The sequence below is a fragment of the Natrialba hulunbeirensis JCM 10989 genome (assembly GCF_000337575.1).
Lineage (GTDB): Archaea > Halobacteriota > Halobacteria > Halobacteriales > Natrialbaceae > Natrialba > Natrialba hulunbeirensis.
In genome coordinates, this window is record NZ_AOIM01000039.1 from 44,906 (window position 1) to 65,193 (window position 20,288).

Sequence of the window (20,288 nt, forward strand, 5' to 3'; positions counted from 1 at the left end):
TATGGACAGCTCCATATTCTATAGTTCTCTATACTCTCAACAGCGTTCTCTGTAGCCAACAATTGCAATATCTATATAGACAAGGTCAGGTTTATGGTCTCGCGTCAGAAGCGGCCAGTATGGAGACTCGGAAGGTGCAGGTGACCGGCGGATCCACGTACACGGTGTCGCTACCCAAAGGGTGGGCACTCGAGAACGAGATCAGCAGCGGAGCGGTCGTCGAACTCTACTCGGATGCAGATACGTTGCTGGTCACGCCCCAGCGGGCGGCCGACCATCAGGAAGGAACACTCGATATCGCTACACTCGAGGGCGAGCGGCTGACTCGGGCCGTGCTGTCGATGTACGTCAGCGGTTTCGACATCATCAGACTCGAGGCCGGCCGGATCACGACGGACCAGCGCCGCGCCATTCGGACCGCGGTCCAGGGACTCGTCGGCGTCGAAGTCGTCGAAGAAGAAGCCGGTTGCGTCGTCGTCCAGGATCTGCTCGACTCCGCGGAGCTGTCGATCAGCAACGCAATCTCGCGCATGCGTCTCATCGCCACCTCCATGCTCGCGGATGCGGTCACCGCCCTCGTCGAAAACGACGACGAGATGGCTACCGACGTGATCGAACGCGACGACGACATCGACCGCCTCTTTCTCGTCGTCGCACGTATCTTCCGCGCGACGCTTCGCTCTCCTCGCGCGGCCGAGGGCCTCGGCGTCTCCCGCGAGGACTGCTTCGACTTCCACTCGAGTGCCCGCCAGCTCGAGCGGGTGGCCGACCACGCGGTGAAGATTGCGCAGCTCGCACGCAAGCTCGACGAAATTCCGGCGGACGTGGCGGATGCACTGTGTGCGCTCCACGAGGATGCGGCGACGATTCTGGAGCAGGCGATGGATGCCCTGTTCGCCGACGAGAGTGAGACGGCGACCGAACTGGGCCACGCTGCACTCGAGTCGGTGCTGGCGATCGACGAGCATACGCGAACGATCGACGATATGCTGCGGGAACTCGAGCCGGTACAGGCGCAGTCGCTGGGACTGATTCTGGATTCGCTCTCGCGGAGTGCGGATTACGGTGGGAATATTGCGGAGACGGCGTTGCAGAAGGCGGCGCCGCGGCCGTCGCGGGTGTAGGGTGTTCGTGGCTGTAGATGTCCGCAGGTGTAGGGTGTGTTCGCGGCTGTAGGTCCGTCACTCAAGCCCGCCGGTCGCCCACAGCGGTTTCGTGCTGGACGACGTACCGACTGCCATGGCCACCTACGAGCGCCGAACGACTGTCCAGGCACCACTCGAGTCCGTCTGGAAATTCCACAGCACCGTCGCGGGGCTCGAGGCGTTGACGCCGGACTGGCTCGGACTGCGCGTCGAGGCGGTGATCGGTTCGGACGGCGAGCGGCGGAAAGATCCACACTCAGTGATCCTCGAGGCCGGCACCGAGATTGCCCTGTCACTCCAGCCGTTCGGACACGGACCGCGCCAGCACTGGACTTCGCGGATCATCGAGCGAACGCGCGGGGACGACATTGCACGGTTCCGAGATACGATGGTCGACGGCCCGGTCGAGCACTGGGAGCACAGCCACACGTTCGCCGGCAATGACGAGGAGACGACGATCATCGACCGCGTGGACTACCGGCTCCCGTTCGGCCCGCTCGGAACGCTCGCGACGCCGGTTTCGGTCGTCGGCTTCGAGGGGATGTTTCGCCAGCGCCATCGTGAGACGAGACGGGTACTCGAGAGCGATCACCGGAACGAGATGGTAGAACGGAGGCAAGTGTGAGATCGGCGTGCGTGGTTTAGTAGAGGAGAGGGAGCTGGTAGTCCGGATCCATGGGTCAGCGATCCAAGAGTCAGAACTCGGAAATCGAGAATCGAACCACGGTCGTTTTGAGCGCCCACCGAGTACGCCCGTACATGACTGATCGCGCGGACCGTGTAGACGACGCGTTCGCACGGCGGACGGTGCTCGGATCGCTAGGTACGGGCGCTTCCGTGGGTCTCGCCGGCTGTCTTGGCGGCTTCGGTGATGCCGACGAGCCGGACGAAAACGGCAACGACCGCCACCCCTACGAGGCGCGAGTGATCGAGCACGGCGGCGGCGAGCCGCTCGAGTTCACGGACGACCAGAACTGCGCGGTGTGTAACATGACGCCGGCGGATTACCCGGCCTGGCAGAGCCAGCTAGCCCACGAGAACGGAGAGGGCGCGGTGTTCGATACGCCCGGCTGTATGGCTGCCTACGTTGCCGCACCGCCGGTCGATTCGCCGGTCGAGGGAGCCTGGACGACGGATTTCGAAACCGGTGACCTGATCGACGCGACCGAGGCTCACTTCGTCGTCGTCACCAACGAGGACGCGGTGAGCGGCGAGACGATGGGACTCAACCCGCGGCCGTTCGCAGACCACGAAGATGCGGTCGACTACCTGGACGAGTGGGATGGCGAGGAACTTTCCGAGGACGACATCATCGAGTTTCCCGACATCGACCGGGACGTTGCTGAAATTTACCGGACCGTTCCGGACGAGGACGCCGGCGACTCCTAACGCACCGTAGCACAACGCGGCGAGGCGTAACCGGCAGCCCGTTCAGCTTTCACAACTGGTTTAGTGCCTTCGTGCGGATGAGTGGACGACGTGAACAGGTCGGACCTCGAGGTGACGCCGTACGCCGCGCTCGCGTTCGCTATCTTCGCCGCGAGTACCAGCGCCATTCTGGTCCGCTGGAGCCACGCACCCAGTTCGGTCGCGGCCTTCTACCGCGTGCTCTTTACTACCGTGATCGTCGCGCCCATCGCCCTCTACTGGTATCGCGACGAGTTCGGCCGCCTCTCGCGGAACGATCTCGGCTTCGCGATCATCGCCGGAATCGCGCTCGCGGTCCACTTTGCGGCCTGGTTCGAGAGTCTGAATCACACGAGTGTCGCCGCGAGCGTGACGTTGGTTCAGACCCAACCGATCTTCGTCGCCATCGGTGCGGCGCTCGTCCTCGGCGAACGGGTCAACCGGGAGACGGTGATCGGCATCGTCATCGCGATGATCGGCGCGGCCGCGATGTCGCTCGGCGACGCGGGTGAGGCCCCGATTTCGGATGCGACGATGTACGGCAACGCACTCGCCATTCTGGGTGCGATCACCGTCGCGGGCTACGTACTCGCCGGGCGGTCGATCCGCCAGCGCGTCTCGCTGTTTCCCTACGTCACCGTCGTCTACACCGCCTGTGCGGTGACACTCTTGCTCCTCGTCGGCGCGCAGGGCCACGATATCGTCGCCTACCCGCCGCGGGAGTGGCTGCTCTTCCTCGGGATGGCGATCGGCCCCGGCATCTTCGGCCACACGATCGTCAACTGGGTGCTCAAGCATCTCGAGTCGGTCGTCGTCAGCGTGGCCTGGCTCGGCGAACCCGTCGGAGCGACGCTGCTCGCGTTGGCGCTGCTACGGGAGGTTCCGGACGCGATTACGGTTGTTGGCGGCCTGATCGTGCTCGCGGGGATCTACGTGACGACGATCGAGCGCGAGCGACGGCGACGGCCGGAGACTGACTGAGTTTGCAGATCTCAGAACCTGCCCGTTCCTACCGGTCTCGCCACTCCGGCCGATCCCGCGGCGGTGCGAGCACGCCCAACCCAACCGCCGGCTCGTCACTTCGATTTTCAGCCCCGTGATACTCGTTGCTCGGGAACCTGTAGGCGTCGCCTTCCTCGAGGAGGATCTCCTCGTCCTCGAGGATCGCTGTCAGTGTTCCCGAGAGGACGTAGCCGATCTGTTCGTGCTCGTGTTCGTGCGTCGGCAACGACGCGCCCGGGTCGATTTGCCAGTACTTCATGCTCGCGCGCTCGCCCATCGAGAGCGTCCCGAGAAAGACGCCGTCTGCGACCTCCTCGGTGACAACGTCGCCCGTCTGTCTATGGTCCATGTCACCAGTCACCAGTACCGTCACTTCACCGGTCCGATACGTGAATCTTGTTTCAGGATCTGATGACTGTATCCGCCGCCAACGGGCGTATAAAGGATTCCTAGAAACGTTTTATGCCGACCGTTATCGTGCAGTGTATTGCATGGCACAGAGTGACACATGTGACGGGATCCGGGTCTTTCACCTGCCCTTCTCGTTCATGCTGCCACAGCGGGTGGCAGCCGAGCGGGGCTACTTCGAGGCGGAAGGACTCACGGTCGACCTCTTCGAACGAGACCGGCGGCAGGTAGACTGGAAGTACGTGCCGGCAGACTGGACCCTAACTGGTGACGGCGATGTGGACCTCTACCCGGTCTGTAAATGGGAGAGTCTACGCCGAACCTGGTCGCTCGACGACGGGACAATCGTCGCCCACGGGGCGTTCGCCGACCTGCCCTACACGCTCTATACGCGACCAGAAACTGACATCGAGTCACCGACCGACCTCGCCGGCGTCCCCGTCGGCGTCAACCGCCGCACCGGTCAGGAGTACACCGCCGTCAAAGCACTCGAGGAGCACCTCGATCCGGACGAAATAGAACTCGCCCACCACGGGATGCCGACCGATCGCCTGCAGGCGCTTCGAGACGGCGAGGTGGACGCTGTAACGCTGCTCGACCCCCACAGCACGCTCGCCGAACACCTCGGCTTCCAGCGGGTACTCGAGTTCGAGAATCACATCGGCGTCGTGGCTGGCGACAGCCTCGCCGAAGACGACCTCGACGCGTTCATGCGCGCCTACGAGCGTGCCGTGGATGCGATCAACGACGACCCGCAGGCGTTTCGGGACGAGTATCTCGCGATGCTCGAGTCCGACGCGGAGGTCGCGCCGGACCTCTTCGCAGACGTGGACCTCGAGGCGATCCGCGAGTCAGTTCGGGTGCCCGAGTACGAGGTGCCCGAGTTCGCGGAGCCGTCCGAACTGGACGGGGAACTCGAGTGGATGAAGGATCGGGAGTTGATCGACAGCGAGGCGGAGATTGGGACGATGGTGGCACCTTCGAAGCAATGAGTACCGACACCGATACCGATACTGATACCGATGCAGGCACAGCAATGGACATCGAGACCCAGCAAGCGGCGCTGGACGAGTTACACGATAGTTCGGAGCGCGCGGACCGTGCAGACACCGACGGTGACCGTGACCGTGACCGTGACCGTGACCGCGACGGCCGCCCCGTCCTCCGCGCCCGCTTCGAACACAACGGAAGCCCCCGCTACATGCTCTACACCATCAAGCGGTTCGGCTTCGACCACGACCACGGCTTCCACTTAGACGTCGAACTCGTCTCGGACGAACTCGAGGACGGCTTAGAAACCGTCGAGGCCAAACTCCACGGCGGGGATGCGGACCTGATCGACATCGACTACATCTCGACGGCACGCGAGCGGGCGAACGGTGCACCGATCGTCGCGTTCCATCCCTACGGACGGACCGTCGGCGGACTCGTCGTCCCGGAGGAGTCGCCGATCGAGGATATTTCGGACCTTCCCGGCCACCGGGTCGGCGTCGTCCGCCGTCTCGACAAAAACTGGATTCTCACGCGGGCTGCCTGCCGCGAGTTCCACGGCTTCGACCCTGAGGACGAGGCCACGTCGGTCGAGGCTGGCTCGAAGGTGGGACTGACCCAAATGCTGCGCGACGGCGACGTCGACGCGGCCCTCCAGTTCTGGCAGATCATCCCCGAAATCGTCGAGACCGGCCCCTACCGCGAGGCGGTGCCGATGGCCGATCTCGTCCAGCAGCTGTCGGGTGTCGAGCAGACGCTACCGATCTCGACGTTCCTCACGAGCGAGGACTACCTGGCCGCAAATCCCGAGGCTATTCAGGGGTTCAAGCGCGCCTACGCGGACGCCGTCGAACGACTCCAGACGGACGACGACCTCTGGGACGAACTCGGCGACCAACTGATGTACGAGAACGATCCGACCGTCGTCCGGGGCATTCGGGACCACTGGCGCGAGATGGTCGTCACCGACTGGGACGCCGAGACGGTCGACGCGATGGAGCGGCTGTTCGACCACCTGCTCGACGTCGCCGGACCCGAGGCGCTCGGCGTCGATCACATTCCGGACGATCTGTTCCAACTCGAGGTGTCCTCGCGATGACGGCTGCAAACAAAAACCAGGCTGACGCCACAACTACGACTGTGGACTTCCAGCTCAACTGGGAACCGAACGGCTTCCAGGCCCCCTACTTCCTCGCACGTGACCGCGGCTTCTACGAGGACGAAGGGCTCGACGTGCGGTTCGTCGAGGGTCACGGCTCACCCTTTGCCGCCGAGCAGGCCGCGAAGGGACGCGCCGAGTTCGCCCTCGCGGGCGCAAGCGCCGTGCTCTCGATCCAGAGTCGTGGCCTCGATCCACTTGCCGTCGCCGCCGTCACCGGGAAGACGCCGGCCGCGATCTACACCTTCCGGGACGCGTTCGGCGAGCCGCTGACCGATCCCGCACAGCTCGCGGGCTGTACCATCGCGCCCTCGGCGACCAAGACGAGAATTCTGACCGCACAGCTACTCGAGGACGAGGACATCAGCGACGAGGTCGACCTGCTCGGCGTCGACGACCACACCCACCACCGAGTCCAGCACAAACTACTCGACGGGCGCGTCGACGCCGCCGTCGGCGTCGTGACGAACGGCTACGAACTCGAGGCCGAACACGACCGGCAGGCCGACGAACTCCCGATCGGGGACCACCTCGGCGTCTACGGCATGATGCTCGTCACGAGTCCCGAGTTCGCCAGCGAGGAGCCCGAGACGGTCCGCTCGTTCTTGCGGGCGACGGCCCGCGGCTGGGCGGCTGCGACGACGGACCCCGACGGAGCGATCGACGTGTTGGTCGAACGAAACGCGACACTCGAGCGGAATCGCCCGGTCGAGCAGCGCAAGTTCGAAACGGCGGCGACCGAGCTTCAGTTCACCGACCGTACTCGAGAACAGGGCTGGGGACTGCACGACGGCGAGCGCTGGCAGACGCTCGGGCGGACGCTCGCGGAGACGGACCTTCTCGAGGGCGAGATCGATCCCGACGCGGTCTGGACGAACGAGTTCATCGACACCGAGGACAACGTGATCGGAAACTACGCGGAGCGTGTCGGCAAGGCAACAGAGACGGAAGCAGAGCCGCGGACCTGACTCCACCTATGCACGCAGTCGACCACATCAACATCGACGTCGACGATCTCACCCCCTGCTACGAGTTCTACCGCGACGAACTCGGACTCGAGGTTCGCCGTCCGCCCTCGGATTTCAAAGGCGACCACGCCATGTTCCAGGTCGGCGACACCGTCGTCACGCTGGCCGAAACCGGCCGCGCCGACGGCTGGGACGAGCGCGGACTGGACCACCCGCTCGATAAGGCCCATATCGCCTTCGAGACCAACCGCGAGGAGTACGAGCGGATAATGGGTGAACTCGGCACGCAGTTCCCGAAGCAAGGACCCTACGACTGGGACGAGTTCGAGGGGTTCTACTTTCTCGATCCGGACGGGAACTTACTCGAGGTGATCACCGACGAGTCGCCAGCGGGCGAGCGCGAGCGGCCATTGCTTACACATGATAGCATTAATTGAGTGGGCAGTATACTATATTTCCACACATATCCATATTCTGTTTATACCTCCATTAATATCAATAATTTGTCAAATGTCGGGAAAAGGTGTGGGAGAAAATGCCTTCGAATTCTCCATTATCTCTTCATACATCAGCCATGTATTCTCCTCTCTGTGGAGTTCATATACATCTCTCTCCCGTTCGCTATTCACTCGAAAGGATGTCTCAATCCATGTTCGATCCGCATCTGATACGATCTCTTCGGGAAGATGATTTTCATCACCTTCCAGTGCGCTTATGACAGATACATCGTTCTCCTCGTAGAACATTTCATCTATACTCTCCAATCTGATATTTGACATAGGATGTATGTATTTTTCCGCTGTGCGTTTATCCCCTTCATTTAGCGCATCAAAGATTTTCTCAACGACATTTGTCGGTTTAACTCTATTATCAGTAAGTAGATTAAGACATCCGGACCCACTAACGAAGACACAAGTTAATCCAGTAGCGAAATACTGACGTCGGTTTATATCACTCATATAATTCATATAGCAAATCACTGCTCCCAAGATGGTTTTTTCAATGTTTTAACCTTTGATATGTTCGCTGGGTACCTATATACAACATCTTCCTCTGAGAGTTGCGCTATTTTCTCTGAACTCATTTGAACCATCTCCGGGTTTTCCTTAATGACTCCTCCAGAATATGCCGTAAGCCCTTCATAAATCTCTGGGAGATCAAGTCCTTTTACTCCTGCCTCATCAAGATCCTCAATCGTTGTCTCTTTCCCGATCTTTTCACCGATGGAATCGATCTCGTCTGGCATCTCCACTTCAAACTGGCCGCCAGTAAGCATAGAACTTGGATTGCCCAGTAAACTGATTGAATCACTTAAGTTGAAGGTAAATTGCTCTCCAGGTTCAAGTCGAACTAAGTAGTTTGTCCACCAAGTTGTTTGCTCTTGTCCTCCCCAATCCCACTCACGAGAATATTGTCCGGAACTTCCAGATGCGGTGTCTATATAGCCAATAAGAGAATCAACAATTACAGATGTTGAAAATGAGAGTGTCTTACTTTGTGGAAGACCACCAATTCCTGCGGAAATAAGACTAGTTACCGGGTCAATTCTTTCTCCATCAATATATTCATAGTATGCTCCAATAAAGACATTATCATCTTCAGCATATACTAAAGAATTGGCACCATCTGCAGAGTCCTCATCCCACGTTATCCCTTGTTCAGTATATGTGATATTGTCTACAATCTCATCATTAGTATTAAAAGTCACAGCATGGCCAGAGGTGCGTATTGGTATTTCATCCCAATCAAACAATGCTGCACCCTCTGCTTCTAATTCTCCAACTGAGAGAGACGAATATCCTTGGGCACCGCCTGCATAAGTGACATCGTCGTTAAGCACCCAGTTATTCACAAAGTCGCTACCTCCTCCGCCACCCGGTGGTGGAGCGATCGGATTTCTGTCCTCAGATTCAGGACTATTTTTGTCGGCCGCCACTGTCTGTGAAAATCCAGAGATTCCCAATCCTGATACGATTGCTGACAGGCAAAGGCGTCGTCGTGACGCAGTTGGTCGAGAGCTGCTCTCTTGTTGGCTATTTTTATTCACCATATTCTATAGTCGTATCTAGCAATAATAAATATTTTGTTCAGTTTAATACTTAAAATGAAGTGTGTTGAGTACAATTTACATGTGCCATTAAGATTTGGTTTGTCGTTAATGTTTTAGAATTAGCCGCATAGGTTCCTATTATATGATTTTAGTCCCATATCGGGATAATATAGTATTTGTGACAGGTATTGTGATCGTGGTAGCCTTCTCACACCTGCCCGAAGAGGCAGTACTGGAAGTCTAGAATCGCTCCGTCGGCAATCGCGTCTGCACCGCCCGCCCACTCTCGCGCGCCTCGAACTCGAGTAACCGCCGTTTCGTCGTGACACCGTCGGCCGCCGAGTAGCCGGTGAGCGCGCCGTCGCTGCCGACAACGCGGTGGCAGGGGACGACGATCGGGGCGGGGTTGCGCCCGCAGGCCTGGCCGACGGCGACGGGGCTCGTCTCGAGGTCGGCTGCGAGGTCACCGTACGTCCGCGTCTCGCCGTAGGGGATCGCCGCCATCGCGGCCATCACGTCGCCGGTGAGTCCGTCGAGATACGTCACGTCGAGGTCGAACGTGCGCCGATCGCCGCGCTCGTACTCCCGGACCTGCGTGCGGATCTCATCGGGCGACTCGGCGACGACCGACTCGTCGAACTCGAGTTCGGTGTCGAGTAGTACTAGGTTCATCGGTGCTCTCGTCTCGTTTCGTCTCTTGGGTTTTCTGGGGCATAAGTGTCGCTGCGGCGGGGAGCCAGCCGTGACCTCCGTTCTCGCTCGGCTGGATTGCGCGTCGGTGCTTTTGGCGGCAGTCGTCCAACCGCCAATTATGGCTGCCGATAGGGGTGAGAGTCAGTCCGAGTCCGAGCCCGAGCCCCCATCCGAATTCGAGTCACAGCGTGAGTGGGCGTCCAGTCCGACCGGCCGGAGCGCCCTGATCCTCGCAGGCGGCTACTCGCGTCGCTTCGGTGACGCGGACAAAGTCGTCGCCGAACTCGCAGGCACGCCGATGATCCGGCGCGTCGTCGACCGGCTAACACCCGTCGTCGAGACGGTGGTCATCAACTGCCGAGCGAAACAGCAGCCAGCGATCCGTGAGGCGCTCGCAGACAGTGGCGACCCGACGTTCGCCGTCGATCCCGTCCCGGACTGCGGGCCGATGGCAGGCATCCTGACCGGGCTCCGGGCGACCCACACCGATGTCGCCGCCGTCGTCGCCTGCGATATGCCGTTCGTCGATCCGGACTTCGTCTCGTCGCTGTTCGCACAACTGTCGAACGCCGACGGCACCGCAGAGCCGGAAGCGATCGTTCCCCAACTCGAGTCGCGTCACCTGCAACCCACCCAGGCCGTCTACCGAACCCAGCCGATGATCGACGCCTGCGAACGCGCCCTGTCCCGTGGCGACTCCCGTGTACAGGATGCGCTGGCCGAACTCGAGTACACCGTCCTCGACGAGAGCGAGGTTCGCGAGCGGACGGTACTCGAGTCGTTCGCGAACGTGAACACGCGGGCGGAGTTGGAGGCGGCGACGGAGTGTCTGTAGTGGTGGACGGGAGACGGGAGGCGAGAACCCCTACAGGTTCAGAATATCGCGTGCCTGCGACGGTGTCGCGACCTCGCGGCCGAGTTCGTCGGCAATCCGGGCGACCCGCTCGACGAGCTGTGCGTTGCTCGTCGCGAGTTCGCCGCGCTCGTAGTAGATGTTGTCCTCCAAGCCGACCCGGACGTGGCCGCCGAAGAGGATGCCCATCGTCACGAACGGAAGCTGGTGGCGGCCGAAGCCGAGCGTGTTGAACTGTGCGCCCTCGGGGAGGTTATCGATCGCATTGATGAAATTTCGCGGTTTTGGAGGCGTGAGCGTCCCGGGACCGAAGATGAGCGTCCCGTAGACGGGCTCCGCGAGGTCGCGCCGCTCGAGTAGCCCGTAGGTCTCGTTCATGTGGCCGTCGTTGAAGATTTCGAGTTCGGGTTTGATTCCGCGCTCGACCATCTCTTCGTGGAGCGAGTCGACGAGACCGCGGGTGTTCTCGCTGGTGAGGTGGTCGTACCGGTTCATGGGTCCCATATCGAGCGAGGCCATCTCCGGTGCGGGATCGGTCCGAAGCGGGAGGTGACGGTCCTCGTCCGATGCGCCGGTCCCACCCGTCGAGTGCTGGATGATCACGTCGTCCGCCTGTCGGCGGATTTCGTCGTCGATTTCCTGGAAGCGCTCGGTCGCGAACGTGCGCTCACCGTTGTCTTTTCGCGCGTGGACGTGGACGACGGAGGCACCGGCTTCTTCGGCCTCCGCTGCCGCTTTGCCGATCTCCTCGGGCGTCTCTGGGAGGTGTGGCGTCGCCTCCTTGCCCTGCACGCCGCCGGTGAGCGCGGCGGTGATGATAACCGGTTCGCCGGCGAGGTAGTTCTCGTAGCTCATGCGCCATCACCGGCGGACTGCCCTGTGTTCTCAGTTTCGTTCCCGTTCTCGTTCCCAGCCGACACCTCGTCTGCGTGCTCCAGATAGATCTCACAGTGCTCGTCGTGGGCAAGGTCGTAGCGGTTGTTGCAGATGTCGGCGCGCATCGGCTGGACGAACTGCTCTGCGGCCCCGCAGTAGGCGCGTGGCTCGTCGAACTGGCGGTTGTTCGCTTCACTCCGATACTCCAGAAACGGACAGGTCATGCCACGCTGTTTCGGACACGCGATGTTAACTATTCGCACTACTTTCAGCGCAGTGACGAGACGGACGAAAGCGCCGGTGACACCGGCGTAACCAGGTGACACAACCGTGGACAAACGTCTCAAGGGTCGGGGTCCTACGGACAGTATGTCACCGACCACACCTGGCCTCCACCACGTGACCGCAATCGCCGGCGATCCGCAGGAAAACGCCGACTTCTACGTCGGCACGCTCGGCCTTCGATTCGTCAAACGAACCGTCAACCACGACGATACGGGCACGTACCACTTCTACTTCGGCGACGAGGGCGGTACGCCCGGGACGAACATCACCTTCTTCCCTTGGAGCGACCGCGGGCGACAGGGCAAGTTCGGTGCCGGGCAGACGCAGGCGACGGCGTACCTCATCCCGACCGACTCGGTCGACTACTGGCAGGACCAACTCGAGAGCGCAGGCCTCGACGTCGACCGAACCAACCGGTTCGGCGATCCGGTGCTCGGGTTTTCGGACCCCGACGGTATCCGACTCGAGCTCATCGCAGCCGGCGACGACGCGGTCGCCGAGAGTGACGCGACGCCGTGGACGGACGGCCCTGTTCCCACCGAACACCAGCTTCGCGGCTTTCACAGCGTGACACTCGCGGTGAGTGGGTTCGGGCCGACGGAGACGATTCTGACCGACGTGCTCGGCTACGAACTGGAGGCTGAGACTGACGCTGACGCCACCTCCAACGCGAACGAACGACGACGCTACCGCAGCGCAGCGGGCGGCCCCGCCTCGGTCGTCGACCTGGTCGAGACCGACGCCGGCCGCGGCCGGATGGGCGTCGGCACGGTCCACCACGTTGCGTTCGAGGCAGCCGACCTCGACGAACAGGAGCAGTGGCGCGAAGCCTACGCCGAGCAGGGGCTCACCCCAAGCGAGGTCATCGACCGGAAGTACTTCCAGTCGGTCTACACCCGCGAACCCGGCGGCGTCCTCTTCGAGATGGCGACCACCGGTCCGGGATTCACGGCCGACGAGGACCGCGAAGAGCTCGGAACGTCGCTCGTATTGCCCGACCGACTCGAGGACGAACGCGACCGAATCGAATCGCAACTGCCGCCGTTCGACGAGCCAGGGGTGACGTCGGCCGATGAGTGAGCGCTCGCCGTCCGGCGACGACTCGGAGGCTGGCGGTTCAAATACGTACACAGCAGAAACATCACCAGCACCCGACCCGTTCCGCTTCGAGTACTCCCCGCCGACCATCCGCTTCGGGCAGGGAAGTGTGGGCGAACTGGCGAGCGAACTCGAGTCCCTCGGCTGCGAGCGGGGGCTGGTCGTCTGCGGTTCGACGGTCGGGAGCACGCCCGACGCGATCGACCCCGTCCGGAACGGCCTCGGAGAGCGACTCGCCGGTGTCTTCGACGAGACGACGCCGGAGAAGCGACTCTCGACCGCGTTCGACGGACTCGAGCGCCTGCGTGAGACGGAGGCTGACGCACTCGTCGCGCTGGGCGGCGGCAGCAGTCTCGACGTCGCGACAGTAATCGGGGCGCTCGCGGCGGACGACCGCTCGCACGAGGAGATCGCAGGGGAGTTCGCCGAGACGGGCACGATCACCGTCCCCGAGTCGGGGCTGGTCCCGGTCGTCACGATTCCGACGACGCTCGCCGGGGCGGAGCTCTCGCAGGTCGCCGGCGTGACGGCGGCCCCGGAGTCGGACGGCACCGGAGAAATCGACGAAGAGATCGGCGGCGGCATCTCCGCACCCGAACTGATGCCCGCAACGGCGGTCTACGACCCCGATATCGTCGCAACCACGCCCGAGTCCGTACTCGCCGGCTCCGCCATGAACGGCTTCGACAAGGGACTGGAGACGGTCTACGCCGCCAACGCGACGCCGATCACCGACGCGACGGCCGCCCGCGGCCTCGGTGCACTCGAGTCCGGCCTGCGCGCGTACGGTCAGGGCGAGCGCGACACCGAGACGTTCGAGGGGATTCTCGAGGGGATCCTGCTGGTGCAGTACGGTATCTCGCGGCCCGAGGGAACGACGCTCTCGATCGTTCACGCCTTCGGCCACGGGCTGACGCGCACCTATCCCGTCCAGCAGGGGGCGGCCCACGCCGTCGTCGTCCCGCACGTACTCGAGTACCTGTTCGAACAGGACGGCGTCGACGCGCGGGCGCGGCAGTTGGCGGACGCGTTTGGGGTTGGTGACGCCGCCGCTCCGGGTGCGGCGGTGGTCGAGCAGGTGCGCGAGGTTCGAGATGCGCTCTCGCTGCCGACCCGCTTGCGGGACGTGGACGGCCCCGAATCCGACGAGTTCGAGGCCGTCGCGGAGGCGGTTCTCGCGGATCGTTTCATGGCGAACGCGCCGCCGGGACTCGAACCCTCCGTTGATGAGATCGTGGAGGTACTCGAGTCGGCGTGGTGAGCGCACCCGTCAGCTATCCGCCTACTCGTCCTTACCTACACTTTCATCAGGAACAAATCGTACTGAAGCGACAGCGCGTTCTCGGTGCAGTCACCGAGTTTTTGCTTGAGGTAGAGTAACAGAGAACGGACAACCGAGTAGTCGAACGGGACCGAATACGGTGCTACGACGACGAACCCCACACTCGCAGGTCGCCGTCGACGACGACCTCGCTACCAACGTTGGCGAACGTGACGCCGCCGTAGGCGACCTGGCTATCTGATCCGACGTAGACACCTGCGCTTCCACACTCTGCGGCGCGGGCGGTCGTCAGCGTCGCGTCGACGTTCTCGCGGAAACGGAACGCCTGGCTGGTTGCGCCCGTTGCAGTAACGTTGATCAGTTTCAGGTCGTCCATATCGTCGAACAGGACTGTGTTCGTGAACGCGCCATCGACAGTCAGATTCGAAATCGTAACACCGTCGAAGCCGCTCGCGTAGAGCGCTGAGCCCGCTGCGAGGCCGTCGTCCTCCGTTCTGATCGTGACGTTACTGATCGTCAACTCGCGCCGGCCGGACTCGAGTTGCCCCAGCGAAATCCCGCGCGCATTTTCGAGGCAATTCACTCGGTCTACGGTCAAGGACTCGAGTTTGGCACCCGTGTCTGCGCGGATGGCCGAGTGCTGGCAGCCGGTGATCGTGCCGTCAGTGATGGAGAGGGACTCGGTTCCGTCGCGGTGGATGTGAACGCCGTAGTCGGGATCGTTCGCGGCGTCGATCTCGAAGTTCGAGAGCGAGCAGCGGCTGGTCGGCGTTCCATCGTCTCTCGCAGCCGTGCGTTTCTCGCCGTCCCACACGTAGTTCGAGGCCGTTCCCGCGGTCTGGTTGTCGAACTGGATCGGTGCGTTCGAGTCGCCCTTGCCGCCGCGTGTCGCCCAGTAGCCGTCGATGGAAACGTTTCGCGACGAGACGACGTCGACGTGATGGTGGTAGGTCGCGTCGCCGTAGATGTTCTCGAGGCGGACGCCGTCTGCGTGTGCGGGCATGATTCCGTTCGAGTGCGGCGAGTCGATTCGAACGTTACAGACGCCCCAGTTCGATGCACCGCCGTAGTCCGGCGTATCGTACCCCTGGTTGGAGAGGAGCGCCTGTCCCTCCTCGCCGTCGGCACGCACACCCTCGAAGACGGTCGCGCGACCCGCGCCGACGACGAGCGTGTCGTCGCCGACCAGCGGCGTCCGTTCGAAGCGGTAGCGACCGGCGGGAAGTAGACGACACCGCCGCCGGCCTGGGCGACGGACGCGAGTAGCTCGTGGACGGACTGGCCGACCGGGGTTTCGCCGTCGCCCTCGATTCCGTGGCCCTCGACGTTCCAGACGGGAGTTCGCTTCGAGCGAACGTCTCCGATTTGTGCTGCCTCCAGGTGGCTCGTCCCGGGGACCGGTTTGGTAGCGCTTCCGCGGCCGCCGAAGACGGCCCAGTCCCGACTCGCGTCGTCCCAGCGCCAGGTGATCCCCTGATCGGTCGCATGGTAGAGTTCGTCGTCGTACTCGCCCTCGCCCGGCCGGTCTTCGATCGGGCCGTGTACGATCGAGCGTCTATCGACCGCCTCGACGGTGTCTGTGTGGTCCCACTCGTCTCCCTCCTCGAAGATCCCGAGGTCGAGTCGCGGTGTGTGATCAGCCATCGGTACTCGGGCCTCGTTACGAGCCCCCGCCGTACTCGCGCCCGTAGGCCGCTCCGTATCTGGACCGAGAGGCACCGATTTCGGTACAGCCCGCGAGAACGAGGCTGCATCCCGATACTGCCGTTGCAGTGAGCACGGCTCGTCGCTCCATCCCAGAACTGTTCATAGCTACTGACTGTTCTGATTTCGTATAAGAATGGCTATGTGGGAGTGGCGGAGCGAACAGCAGTGAGGGCGCAGACGGGACGTACTCGAGTCCCAACCGCACATCACTCCAGTGCGGGCGGTGGATCGACGCCACGGCGCGCCGGCTGGAGTCCCTCGTGAAGCGGCGAGACGAGTCTCAGTGAGTAAATCGCGAGAATCGTTCCGCCGGCTACGAGGACGAACACGACCGTCGGTGTCGCGATGTGAAACACCTCGAGCAGTGAGAGGCCAGCGCCACCGCCGAATAGCGATAACGCGGTCCAGCCGCTGAGGCCATCGGGAATTGCGCTGATCACCACATCACGGACGTGAACGGCGTAGAGAAAGCCACAGCAGACGCCGACCAGTACGGGGAGCCAGTGTGCCGTCGGTGCGATTGAGCCAGTGTCACTCGAGACGAACCAGGCAAACACCGGGAGACCGAGTGCGAGACCGACGAACTCGCGGTGGCGACCCTCGGGAAGCGTCCAGCCACCGTCGCCGTCGTCGTCGCGAAACCACGCAACGAACGGGAGGGTCGCAGTCATACAGTGAAACAGCTCTACAACGGGTCAGGGAAAGAACGTTTTCCTTCCGACAGAGCCCGCATCACGGCTGGTTCTCCGGCCGCACCGGCCGTTGTGACTCGTCACTCTTCACCCACTCTCCACTTACTCCCCACTACCTTCGGCATAGGATGGCCGCTCGGCGTACTCGATCGGATCGCGAACGCCGATTCGCTGGAACGCCTGCAGGCGGTACGCACAGGCGTCGCAGGTTCCACACGCCGGCTGGTCATCTCGGTAACAGCTCCAGGTGTGTCCGTAGGGGACCTCGAGTTCGGTGCCGTGGGCTGCGATATCCGTCTTCGACCACTCGACGAACGGCGCTTCGATCGAGATCTCGGTCTCCGGTTTCGTTCCCACGTCGGCGACCCGCTCGAACGCCTCGAAGAACTCGGGCCGGCAGTCGGGATACCCCGAGAAATCCTCGCTGTGCGCGCCGATGAAGACCGCCTCACAGTCGTTCGCCTCCGCGTAGGAGACCGCCATCGCGAGCAGGTTCGCGTTCCGGAAGGGAACGTACGAGGACGGAATCTCGTCGCTGTCCATATCCGCATCCGCGACGGCCATTTCGTCGTCGGTCAGGCTCGAGGCCCCGATCGCCGAGAGGTGACCCGTCTCGATCTGGAGGAAGTCGCTCGCCTCGAACTCGTCGGCCAACTGGCGGGCGCACTCGAGTTCCCGGTTCTCAGTTCGCTGGCCGTAGGATGTGTGCAGGGCGTAGATGTCGTAGCCCTGGTCGCGAGCCTCGGCGGCGGCGGTAGCGCTGTCCATGCCGCCGGAGAGGAGGACGACGGCGCGTTTGTTCGCGTCTGTTGCGTCGGTCTCGTCTTCGTTGCGTGCGTCAGTCTGTGGTGTCTCAGTGGTCATATGTACACTCTCGTTCATTTCAGTCACGTCTCGGGGGCGTCGTTCCAGAGGTCGACGTGCAGTCGCGGCGTGTACCGGAAGCCGTACTCCATCGCGAGGTCAGCGACGCGCGTGCGGGTTTCAGCGAGGCGGTCGCGGGTCGCTCCCTCCGGCATCAGGAGCACGTCGTCGTCGCGAATCGGCACGTCGGCCGCCTCCCGGAGGTCGGCAAGCAGGTCGAGAATTTCGGGCATATCGTCCGCGTCGGTGACGACGAACTTCAACTGGAATTCGAACGCTTCGACGAGTGCGGCGAGTGCAGCCATGTCGATGCGGTTTGCCTCGTGGCGGTCCTCCCACTCGCCATCATCTTGGTTCGCGGCTCCTCGCGATTGCCGCTCACCGTTCTGAGAGTCCGCCGGCATCTCGTTTCGCGGATCGCGCTCCGGCGTCGGCGTACTGCTCGCGAGTTTCGGGCTGATCGAGGCGAGATCGATCGGTGCGTCGCGGTGGATCGTCCCGTTCGTTTCGACGGTCGTGTGGTAGCCGCGTTCGTCGAGTGCCTCGAGGAGCGAAACGCTGGCGTCGTGCAACAGGGGTTCCCCGCCGGTGAGGACGACGTGGTCCGCGTCGTGGGACTCGATTTCGTCGAGAATCGCGTCGAGTTCCATCCAGGCGTGCGTGGGTTCCCAGGAGGTGTGATAGGAGTCACAGAACCAGCAGCGGAGGTTACAGCCGCTGGTGCGGACGAAGACCGACGGGACGCCCGCGAGGATGCCCTCGCCCTGTAGCGAGTAGAACAGTTCATTGATGGGGAGGCCCTCGCCCGCCGACTCGCCGTCCGTGTCAGCGGGCGTCTCTCGATCGACTGCGTTAGAGACCGGCATGATCACTCAGAGATGGCTCCCGCCACAGAGTTCGTGCGTTTCGTTCACCCGAACGGCGACGTCAGTAACATTCTCGCCGAGTTCGGTGCGCAGCTTCTCCTCGAGAAGGACGCTCATTACCTCGGCGGTCGGCGGGTGGTCGAGGACGACGAGTCCGTCTTCGTCGCCGGCGGTTTCGAAGGCCTCGACGAGGGGGTCGCCCGCCTGGAGCAGAAACTTGTGATCCCACTCGTCTATTACTGCAGTAATATCTCCCTTGTCCGCGACCCAGCCTTCCTCGGTGAGGGTCCCCTCGACGGTCACTGACACCTCGTAGTTGTGGCCGTGGGGTCGGGCGCATTTGCCATCGTGATGCAGAATACGATGGCCAGTACTGATTCTGATTGGACGGTCACGACCGACGTGGAGGGTTCGCGTGCGGCCGACGATGTCGTGTGTCCCGGTAGCCGCCCCGTCGCGGTCGCGGTTCGATGCGCGTTCAGTCACACACGAGTATTCCCGAGAGAATACTTAAGTCTGGTCGAACGGATGGCTGGTTGGGACGGTCGTGACTGGTGCACGCAGACACCACGCGAAAGCCAGGGGCGCAACTCGCGACGACGATGAGAGCAGTTGAGAACCGCAGACCCGTCAGTTCTCGAGTTTGTCCTGTAACCTGTTTTTCGCCTCGGTCCGTCGCTTCTGGGAGAACGACGGCTGCTCGTCGGAGAAGTCGACCTCCAGTTCGTCGACCGTCCGCCGATAGATGTTCGTTCGCCGCCCCTCCTCCGAGAGCTGTCGGCCCTCGCAGGTGAGTAGGCCCGCATCGACGAGTTCCTCGATACGCCGATAGCAGGTTGCAATCGGAATCTCGATATCGTCGCTCAACGCTTGTGCCGACTTCGGGGTCCCCGCCGCGCAGAGAATTTCGGCACTGTACTTGCTCCCGAGTGCCGACAGAACCGCAGTCGAATTGCCTTCCGTTCGTTCCGTCCGACGAGACATTGTCCCACCATTGCTAATTATCAGAATTGAATCTTGTGGTTATCCGGAGTGACCGAGAAACTGACTGGTCGGTACGTCGATATGGCGATTTCGAGACAGGTCGCAGGATACATTTGAGTCAGCGGCTCTAACTCCCCGGCATGAACGTCGCGGTCGTCACAGTCGGTGACGAATTGCTCGCCGGACGAACGGTCAACTCGAACGCGACCTGGCTCTGTGAACAGTTCGCCGAGCGCGGCGTCAGCGTCGAGCGCGTTACAACGCTCCCCGATCGCATTGCAGACATCGCCCGCGTCGTCAACGAGTATCGAGCGACCTACGACGCCGTCATCGTCACCGGTGGCCTCGGCCCGACGCACGACGACGTAACGATGACCGGGGTCGCAGCGGCGCTCGGGCGCGACCTCGCGGACCACGAACAGGCGCGCGCCTGGCTCGCGGACGCGGGCTACTCTCGGGAAGACCTCACCGATGGGACCACCGACCTCCCCGCTGGCGCGCGGGCCCTACACAACGAGGTTGGCGTCGCACCGGGCGCGGTACTCGAGTCCGTCTACGTCCTTCCGGGTGTCCCTGCGGAAATGAAGGCGATGTTCGAGACGGTGGCCGACGAGTTTACGGGCACGCCGACGTATCGCGAGGTTGTCGTAGCGGACGAACCGGAGAGTGCGCTACTCGATCGAATTGAGGAACTTCGGGCGACATTCGACGTGTCGGTGGGGAGTTATCCGGGCGAGTCGGTACGGGTTGCGATCGAGAGTACTGACGAGACAGTTTCTCAGAAGGCAGCCGCGTGGCTCCGCGAGCGGGTCGAAAGCCAAGAGTAGGCTGCGTCACTCCCGGATACCCGAGTGACAGTACTACGGATACGGATGAGCGCAGTCGGGCCTGCGTTGGCCGAGGCCAGCTATCTGTAGAAGTAGACCACCCAGCCGACGGTGATCAGGAGGCTCAGAATC

24 protein-coding genes and 1 pseudogene are annotated in these 20,288 nt (G+C 62.3%); 12 read left to right on the forward strand and 13 right to left on the reverse strand.

From position 1 onward, the window contains the following. Positions 1–119: 119 nt before the first annotated feature. The 4 genes from C483_RS15520 to C483_RS15535 all read left to right on the forward strand — a co-directional run bounded on the left by C483_RS15520 (position 120) and on the right by C483_RS15535 (position 3,533). Positions 120–1,124 (forward strand): phosphate uptake regulator PhoU, encoded by a 1,005-nt coding sequence (locus tag C483_RS15520; protein ID WP_006654311.1) that lies wholly within the window; start codon positions 120–122, stop codon positions 1,122–1,124. 115 nt (positions 1,125–1,239) lie between these two features. Beyond that, positions 1,240–1,770, forward strand: a complete 531-nt coding sequence (locus C483_RS15525) for an SRPBCC family protein (protein WP_006654312.1) — start codon at positions 1,240–1,242, stop codon at positions 1,768–1,770. 134 nt (positions 1,771–1,904) lie between these two features. Beyond that, complete coding sequence (locus C483_RS15530; RefSeq protein ID WP_049912820.1) at positions 1,905–2,534, forward strand: nitrous oxide reductase accessory protein NosL; 630 nt, start codon at positions 1,905–1,907, stop codon at positions 2,532–2,534. Positions 2,535–2,624: 90 nt separating this feature from the next. Then, a complete protein-coding gene (locus C483_RS15535) occupies positions 2,625–3,533 on the forward strand; it encodes a DMT family transporter (RefSeq protein ID WP_049912822.1) in 909 nt (302 codons plus the stop codon). 28 nt (positions 3,534–3,561) lie between these two features. Here C483_RS15535 and C483_RS15540 read toward each other — a convergent pair whose 3' ends face one another. Beyond that, entirely contained in the window at positions 3,562–3,903 is a 342-nt protein-coding gene (locus C483_RS15540) for a cupin domain-containing protein (RefSeq protein WP_006654315.1), read from the reverse strand. A gap of 142 nt (positions 3,904–4,045) precedes the next feature. Between C483_RS15540 and C483_RS15545 the strand changes: the two genes are divergently transcribed. The 4 genes from C483_RS15545 to C483_RS15560 are packed head-to-tail and all read left to right on the forward strand — an operon-like array spanning position 4,046 to position 7,516. Continuing rightward, on the forward strand, positions 4,046–4,954 hold the full coding sequence (locus C483_RS15545; RefSeq protein ID WP_006654316.1) for an ABC transporter substrate-binding protein: 909 nt from the start codon (positions 4,046–4,048) through the stop codon (positions 4,952–4,954). Further along, a complete protein-coding gene (locus tag C483_RS15550; protein ID WP_006654317.1) occupies positions 4,951–6,051 on the forward strand; it encodes an ABC transporter substrate-binding protein in 1,101 nt (366 codons plus the stop codon). Before C483_RS15545 ends, C483_RS15550 begins: the two co-directional genes overlap by 4 nt. Continuing rightward, the gene (locus tag C483_RS15555) at positions 6,048–7,079 is read left to right on the forward strand and encodes an ABC transporter substrate-binding protein (RefSeq protein WP_006654318.1); all 1,032 of its coding nucleotides are present in this window, start codon (positions 6,048–6,050) and stop codon (positions 7,077–7,079) included. Before C483_RS15550 ends, C483_RS15555 begins: the two co-directional genes overlap by 4 nt. An 8-nt stretch (positions 7,080–7,087) precedes the next feature. Continuing rightward, complete coding sequence (locus tag C483_RS15560; protein ID WP_006654319.1) at positions 7,088–7,516, forward strand: VOC family protein; 429 nt, start codon at positions 7,088–7,090, stop codon at positions 7,514–7,516. A 69-nt stretch (positions 7,517–7,585) separates the two neighbouring features. Here C483_RS15560 and C483_RS20085 read toward each other — a convergent pair whose 3' ends face one another. From C483_RS20085 to C483_RS15575, 3 genes are all read right to left on the reverse strand, one after another. Beyond that, on the reverse strand, positions 7,586–8,038 hold the full coding sequence (locus C483_RS20085) for a hypothetical protein (RefSeq protein WP_152419895.1): 453 nt from the start codon (positions 8,036–8,038) through the stop codon (positions 7,586–7,588). A gap of 17 nt (positions 8,039–8,055) precedes the next feature. Then, the gene (locus C483_RS20090; protein ID WP_152419896.1) at positions 8,056–9,015 is read right to left on the reverse strand and encodes a hypothetical protein; all 960 of its coding nucleotides are present in this window, start codon (positions 9,013–9,015) and stop codon (positions 8,056–8,058) included. A gap of 354 nt (positions 9,016–9,369) precedes the next feature. Further along, a complete protein-coding gene (locus tag C483_RS15575; RefSeq protein WP_006654321.1) occupies positions 9,370–9,801 on the reverse strand; it encodes a methylated-DNA--[protein]-cysteine S-methyltransferase in 432 nt (143 codons plus the stop codon). 139 nt (positions 9,802–9,940) lie between these two features. Between C483_RS15575 and C483_RS15580 the strand changes: the two genes are divergently transcribed. Next, positions 9,941–10,657, forward strand: coding sequence for a molybdenum cofactor guanylyltransferase (locus C483_RS15580; protein ID WP_006654322.1), 717 nt, complete (start codon positions 9,941–9,943; stop codon positions 10,655–10,657). Positions 10,658–10,687: 30 nt separating this feature from the next. Here the strand turns inward: C483_RS15580 and C483_RS15585 are convergent, their stop codons facing one another. Together C483_RS15585 and C483_RS15590 are read right to left on the reverse strand one after the other, a co-directional pair. Continuing rightward, positions 10,688–11,530: a BKACE family enzyme gene (locus C483_RS15585; protein WP_006654323.1), complete on the reverse strand. Its 843-nt coding sequence runs from the start codon at positions 11,528–11,530 to the stop codon at positions 10,688–10,690. Further along, a complete protein-coding gene (locus tag C483_RS15590; RefSeq protein ID WP_006654324.1) occupies positions 11,527–11,775 on the reverse strand; it encodes a hypothetical protein in 249 nt (82 codons plus the stop codon). Before C483_RS15590 ends, C483_RS15585 begins: the two co-directional genes overlap by 4 nt. Before the next feature lie 145 nt (positions 11,776–11,920). Here C483_RS15590 and C483_RS15595 point away from each other — a divergent pair, with 145 nt between their 5' ends. Further along, a complete protein-coding gene (locus C483_RS15595) occupies positions 11,921–12,916 on the forward strand; it encodes a ring-cleaving dioxygenase (RefSeq protein ID WP_006654325.1) in 996 nt (331 codons plus the stop codon). After that, positions 12,909–14,195 carry an iron-containing alcohol dehydrogenase family protein gene (locus C483_RS15600; RefSeq protein WP_006654326.1) on the forward strand — a complete coding sequence of 429 codons (1,287 nt, stop codon included), beginning with the start codon at positions 12,909–12,911 and terminating at the stop codon, positions 14,193–14,195. Before C483_RS15595 ends, C483_RS15600 begins: the two co-directional genes overlap by 8 nt. 163 nt (positions 14,196–14,358) lie before the next feature. On the opposite strand, the pseudogene C483_RS15605 reads toward C483_RS15600, so the two are convergent. The 7 genes and pseudogenes from C483_RS15605 to C483_RS15630 form a co-directional block, all read right to left on the reverse strand. Further along, positions 14,359–15,860 (reverse strand): annotated as a pseudogene (locus tag C483_RS15605) (hypothetical protein). 16 nt (positions 15,861–15,876) lie between these two features. Continuing rightward, complete coding sequence (locus C483_RS20265; protein ID WP_160166263.1) at positions 15,877–16,026, reverse strand: hypothetical protein; 150 nt, start codon at positions 16,024–16,026, stop codon at positions 15,877–15,879. A 103-nt stretch (positions 16,027–16,129) separates the two neighbouring features. After that, positions 16,130–16,594 (reverse strand): hypothetical protein, encoded by a 465-nt coding sequence (locus C483_RS15610; RefSeq protein ID WP_006654329.1) that lies wholly within the window; start codon positions 16,592–16,594, stop codon positions 16,130–16,132. A 123-nt stretch (positions 16,595–16,717) separates the two neighbouring features. Continuing rightward, positions 16,718–17,479 (reverse strand): 7-cyano-7-deazaguanine synthase QueC, encoded by a 762-nt coding sequence (gene queC / locus C483_RS15615; RefSeq protein ID WP_049912811.1) that lies wholly within the window; start codon positions 17,477–17,479, stop codon positions 16,718–16,720. 23 nt (positions 17,480–17,502) lie between these two features. After that, positions 17,503–18,345 (reverse strand): 7-carboxy-7-deazaguanine synthase QueE, encoded by an 843-nt coding sequence (locus C483_RS15620; RefSeq protein WP_006654331.1) that lies wholly within the window; start codon positions 18,343–18,345, stop codon positions 17,503–17,505. Between the two features lie 6 nt (positions 18,346–18,351). Beyond that, positions 18,352–18,831 carry a 6-pyruvoyl trahydropterin synthase family protein gene (locus C483_RS15625; protein ID WP_006654332.1) on the reverse strand — a complete coding sequence of 160 codons (480 nt, stop codon included), beginning with the start codon at positions 18,829–18,831 and terminating at the stop codon, positions 18,352–18,354. A 144-nt stretch (positions 18,832–18,975) separates the two neighbouring features. Next, complete coding sequence (locus tag C483_RS15630; protein ID WP_006654333.1) at positions 18,976–19,329, reverse strand: winged helix-turn-helix domain-containing protein; 354 nt, start codon at positions 19,327–19,329, stop codon at positions 18,976–18,978. A 140-nt stretch (positions 19,330–19,469) separates the two neighbouring features. Here C483_RS15630 and C483_RS15635 point away from each other — a divergent pair, with 140 nt between their 5' ends. Next, positions 19,470–20,156: a competence/damage-inducible protein A gene (locus C483_RS15635; protein ID WP_006654334.1), complete on the forward strand. Its 687-nt coding sequence runs from the start codon at positions 19,470–19,472 to the stop codon at positions 20,154–20,156. The last annotated feature ends 132 nt before the right edge of the window (positions 20,157–20,288 follow it).

What these genes read in the sequence shown, in the direction of transcription:
- C483_RS15610 (WP_006654329.1), bottom strand. Translation starts at nt 16,594, where the DNA reads ATGACTGCGACCCTCCCGTTCGTTGCGTGGTTTCGCGACGACGACGGC.
- C483_RS15520 (WP_006654311.1), top strand. Translation starts at nt 120, where the DNA reads ATGGAGACTCGGAAGGTGCAGGTGACCGGCGGATCCACGTACACGGTG.
- C483_RS15555 (WP_006654318.1), top strand. Translation starts at nt 6,048, where the DNA reads ATGACGGCTGCAAACAAAAACCAGGCTGACGCCACAACTACGACTGTG.
- C483_RS15600 (WP_006654326.1), top strand. Translation starts at nt 12,909, where the DNA reads ATGAGTGAGCGCTCGCCGTCCGGCGACGACTCGGAGGCTGGCGGTTCA.
- C483_RS15580 (WP_006654322.1), top strand. Translation starts at nt 9,941, where the DNA reads ATGGCTGCCGATAGGGGTGAGAGTCAGTCCGAGTCCGAGCCCGAGCCC.
- C483_RS15525 (WP_006654312.1), top strand. Translation starts at nt 1,240, where the DNA reads ATGGCCACCTACGAGCGCCGAACGACTGTCCAGGCACCACTCGAGTCC.
- C483_RS15575 (WP_006654321.1), bottom strand. Translation starts at nt 9,801, where the DNA reads ATGAACCTAGTACTACTCGACACCGAACTCGAGTTCGACGAGTCGGTC.
- C483_RS15540 (WP_006654315.1), bottom strand. Translation starts at nt 3,903, where the DNA reads ATGGACCATAGACAGACGGGCGACGTTGTCACCGAGGAGGTCGCAGAC.
- C483_RS15590 (WP_006654324.1), bottom strand. Translation starts at nt 11,775, where the DNA reads ATGACCTGTCCGTTTCTGGAGTATCGGAGTGAAGCGAACAACCGCCAG.
- C483_RS15560 (WP_006654319.1), top strand. Translation starts at nt 7,088, where the DNA reads ATGCACGCAGTCGACCACATCAACATCGACGTCGACGATCTCACCCCC.
- C483_RS15550 (WP_006654317.1), top strand. Translation starts at nt 4,951, where the DNA reads ATGAGTACCGACACCGATACCGATACTGATACCGATGCAGGCACAGCA.
- queC (WP_049912811.1), bottom strand. Translation starts at nt 17,479, where the DNA reads ATGACCACTGAGACACCACAGACTGACGCACGCAACGAAGACGAGACC.
- C483_RS15620 (WP_006654331.1), bottom strand. Translation starts at nt 18,345, where the DNA reads ATGCCGGTCTCTAACGCAGTCGATCGAGAGACGCCCGCTGACACGGAC.
- C483_RS15595 (WP_006654325.1), top strand. Translation starts at nt 11,921, where the DNA reads ATGTCACCGACCACACCTGGCCTCCACCACGTGACCGCAATCGCCGGC.
- C483_RS20085 (WP_152419895.1), bottom strand. Translation starts at nt 8,038, where the DNA reads ATGAGTGATATAAACCGACGTCAGTATTTCGCTACTGGATTAACTTGT.
- C483_RS15585 (WP_006654323.1), bottom strand. Translation starts at nt 11,530, where the DNA reads ATGAGCTACGAGAACTACCTCGCCGGCGAACCGGTTATCATCACCGCC.
- C483_RS15530 (WP_049912820.1), top strand. Translation starts at nt 1,905, where the DNA reads ATGACTGATCGCGCGGACCGTGTAGACGACGCGTTCGCACGGCGGACG.
- C483_RS15545 (WP_006654316.1), top strand. Translation starts at nt 4,046, where the DNA reads ATGGCACAGAGTGACACATGTGACGGGATCCGGGTCTTTCACCTGCCC.
- C483_RS15630 (WP_006654333.1), bottom strand. Translation starts at nt 19,329, where the DNA reads ATGTCTCGTCGGACGGAACGAACGGAAGGCAATTCGACTGCGGTTCTG.
- C483_RS20265 (WP_160166263.1), bottom strand. Translation starts at nt 16,026, where the DNA reads ATGAACAGTTCTGGGATGGAGCGACGAGCCGTGCTCACTGCAACGGCA.
- C483_RS15635 (WP_006654334.1), top strand. Translation starts at nt 19,470, where the DNA reads ATGAACGTCGCGGTCGTCACAGTCGGTGACGAATTGCTCGCCGGACGA.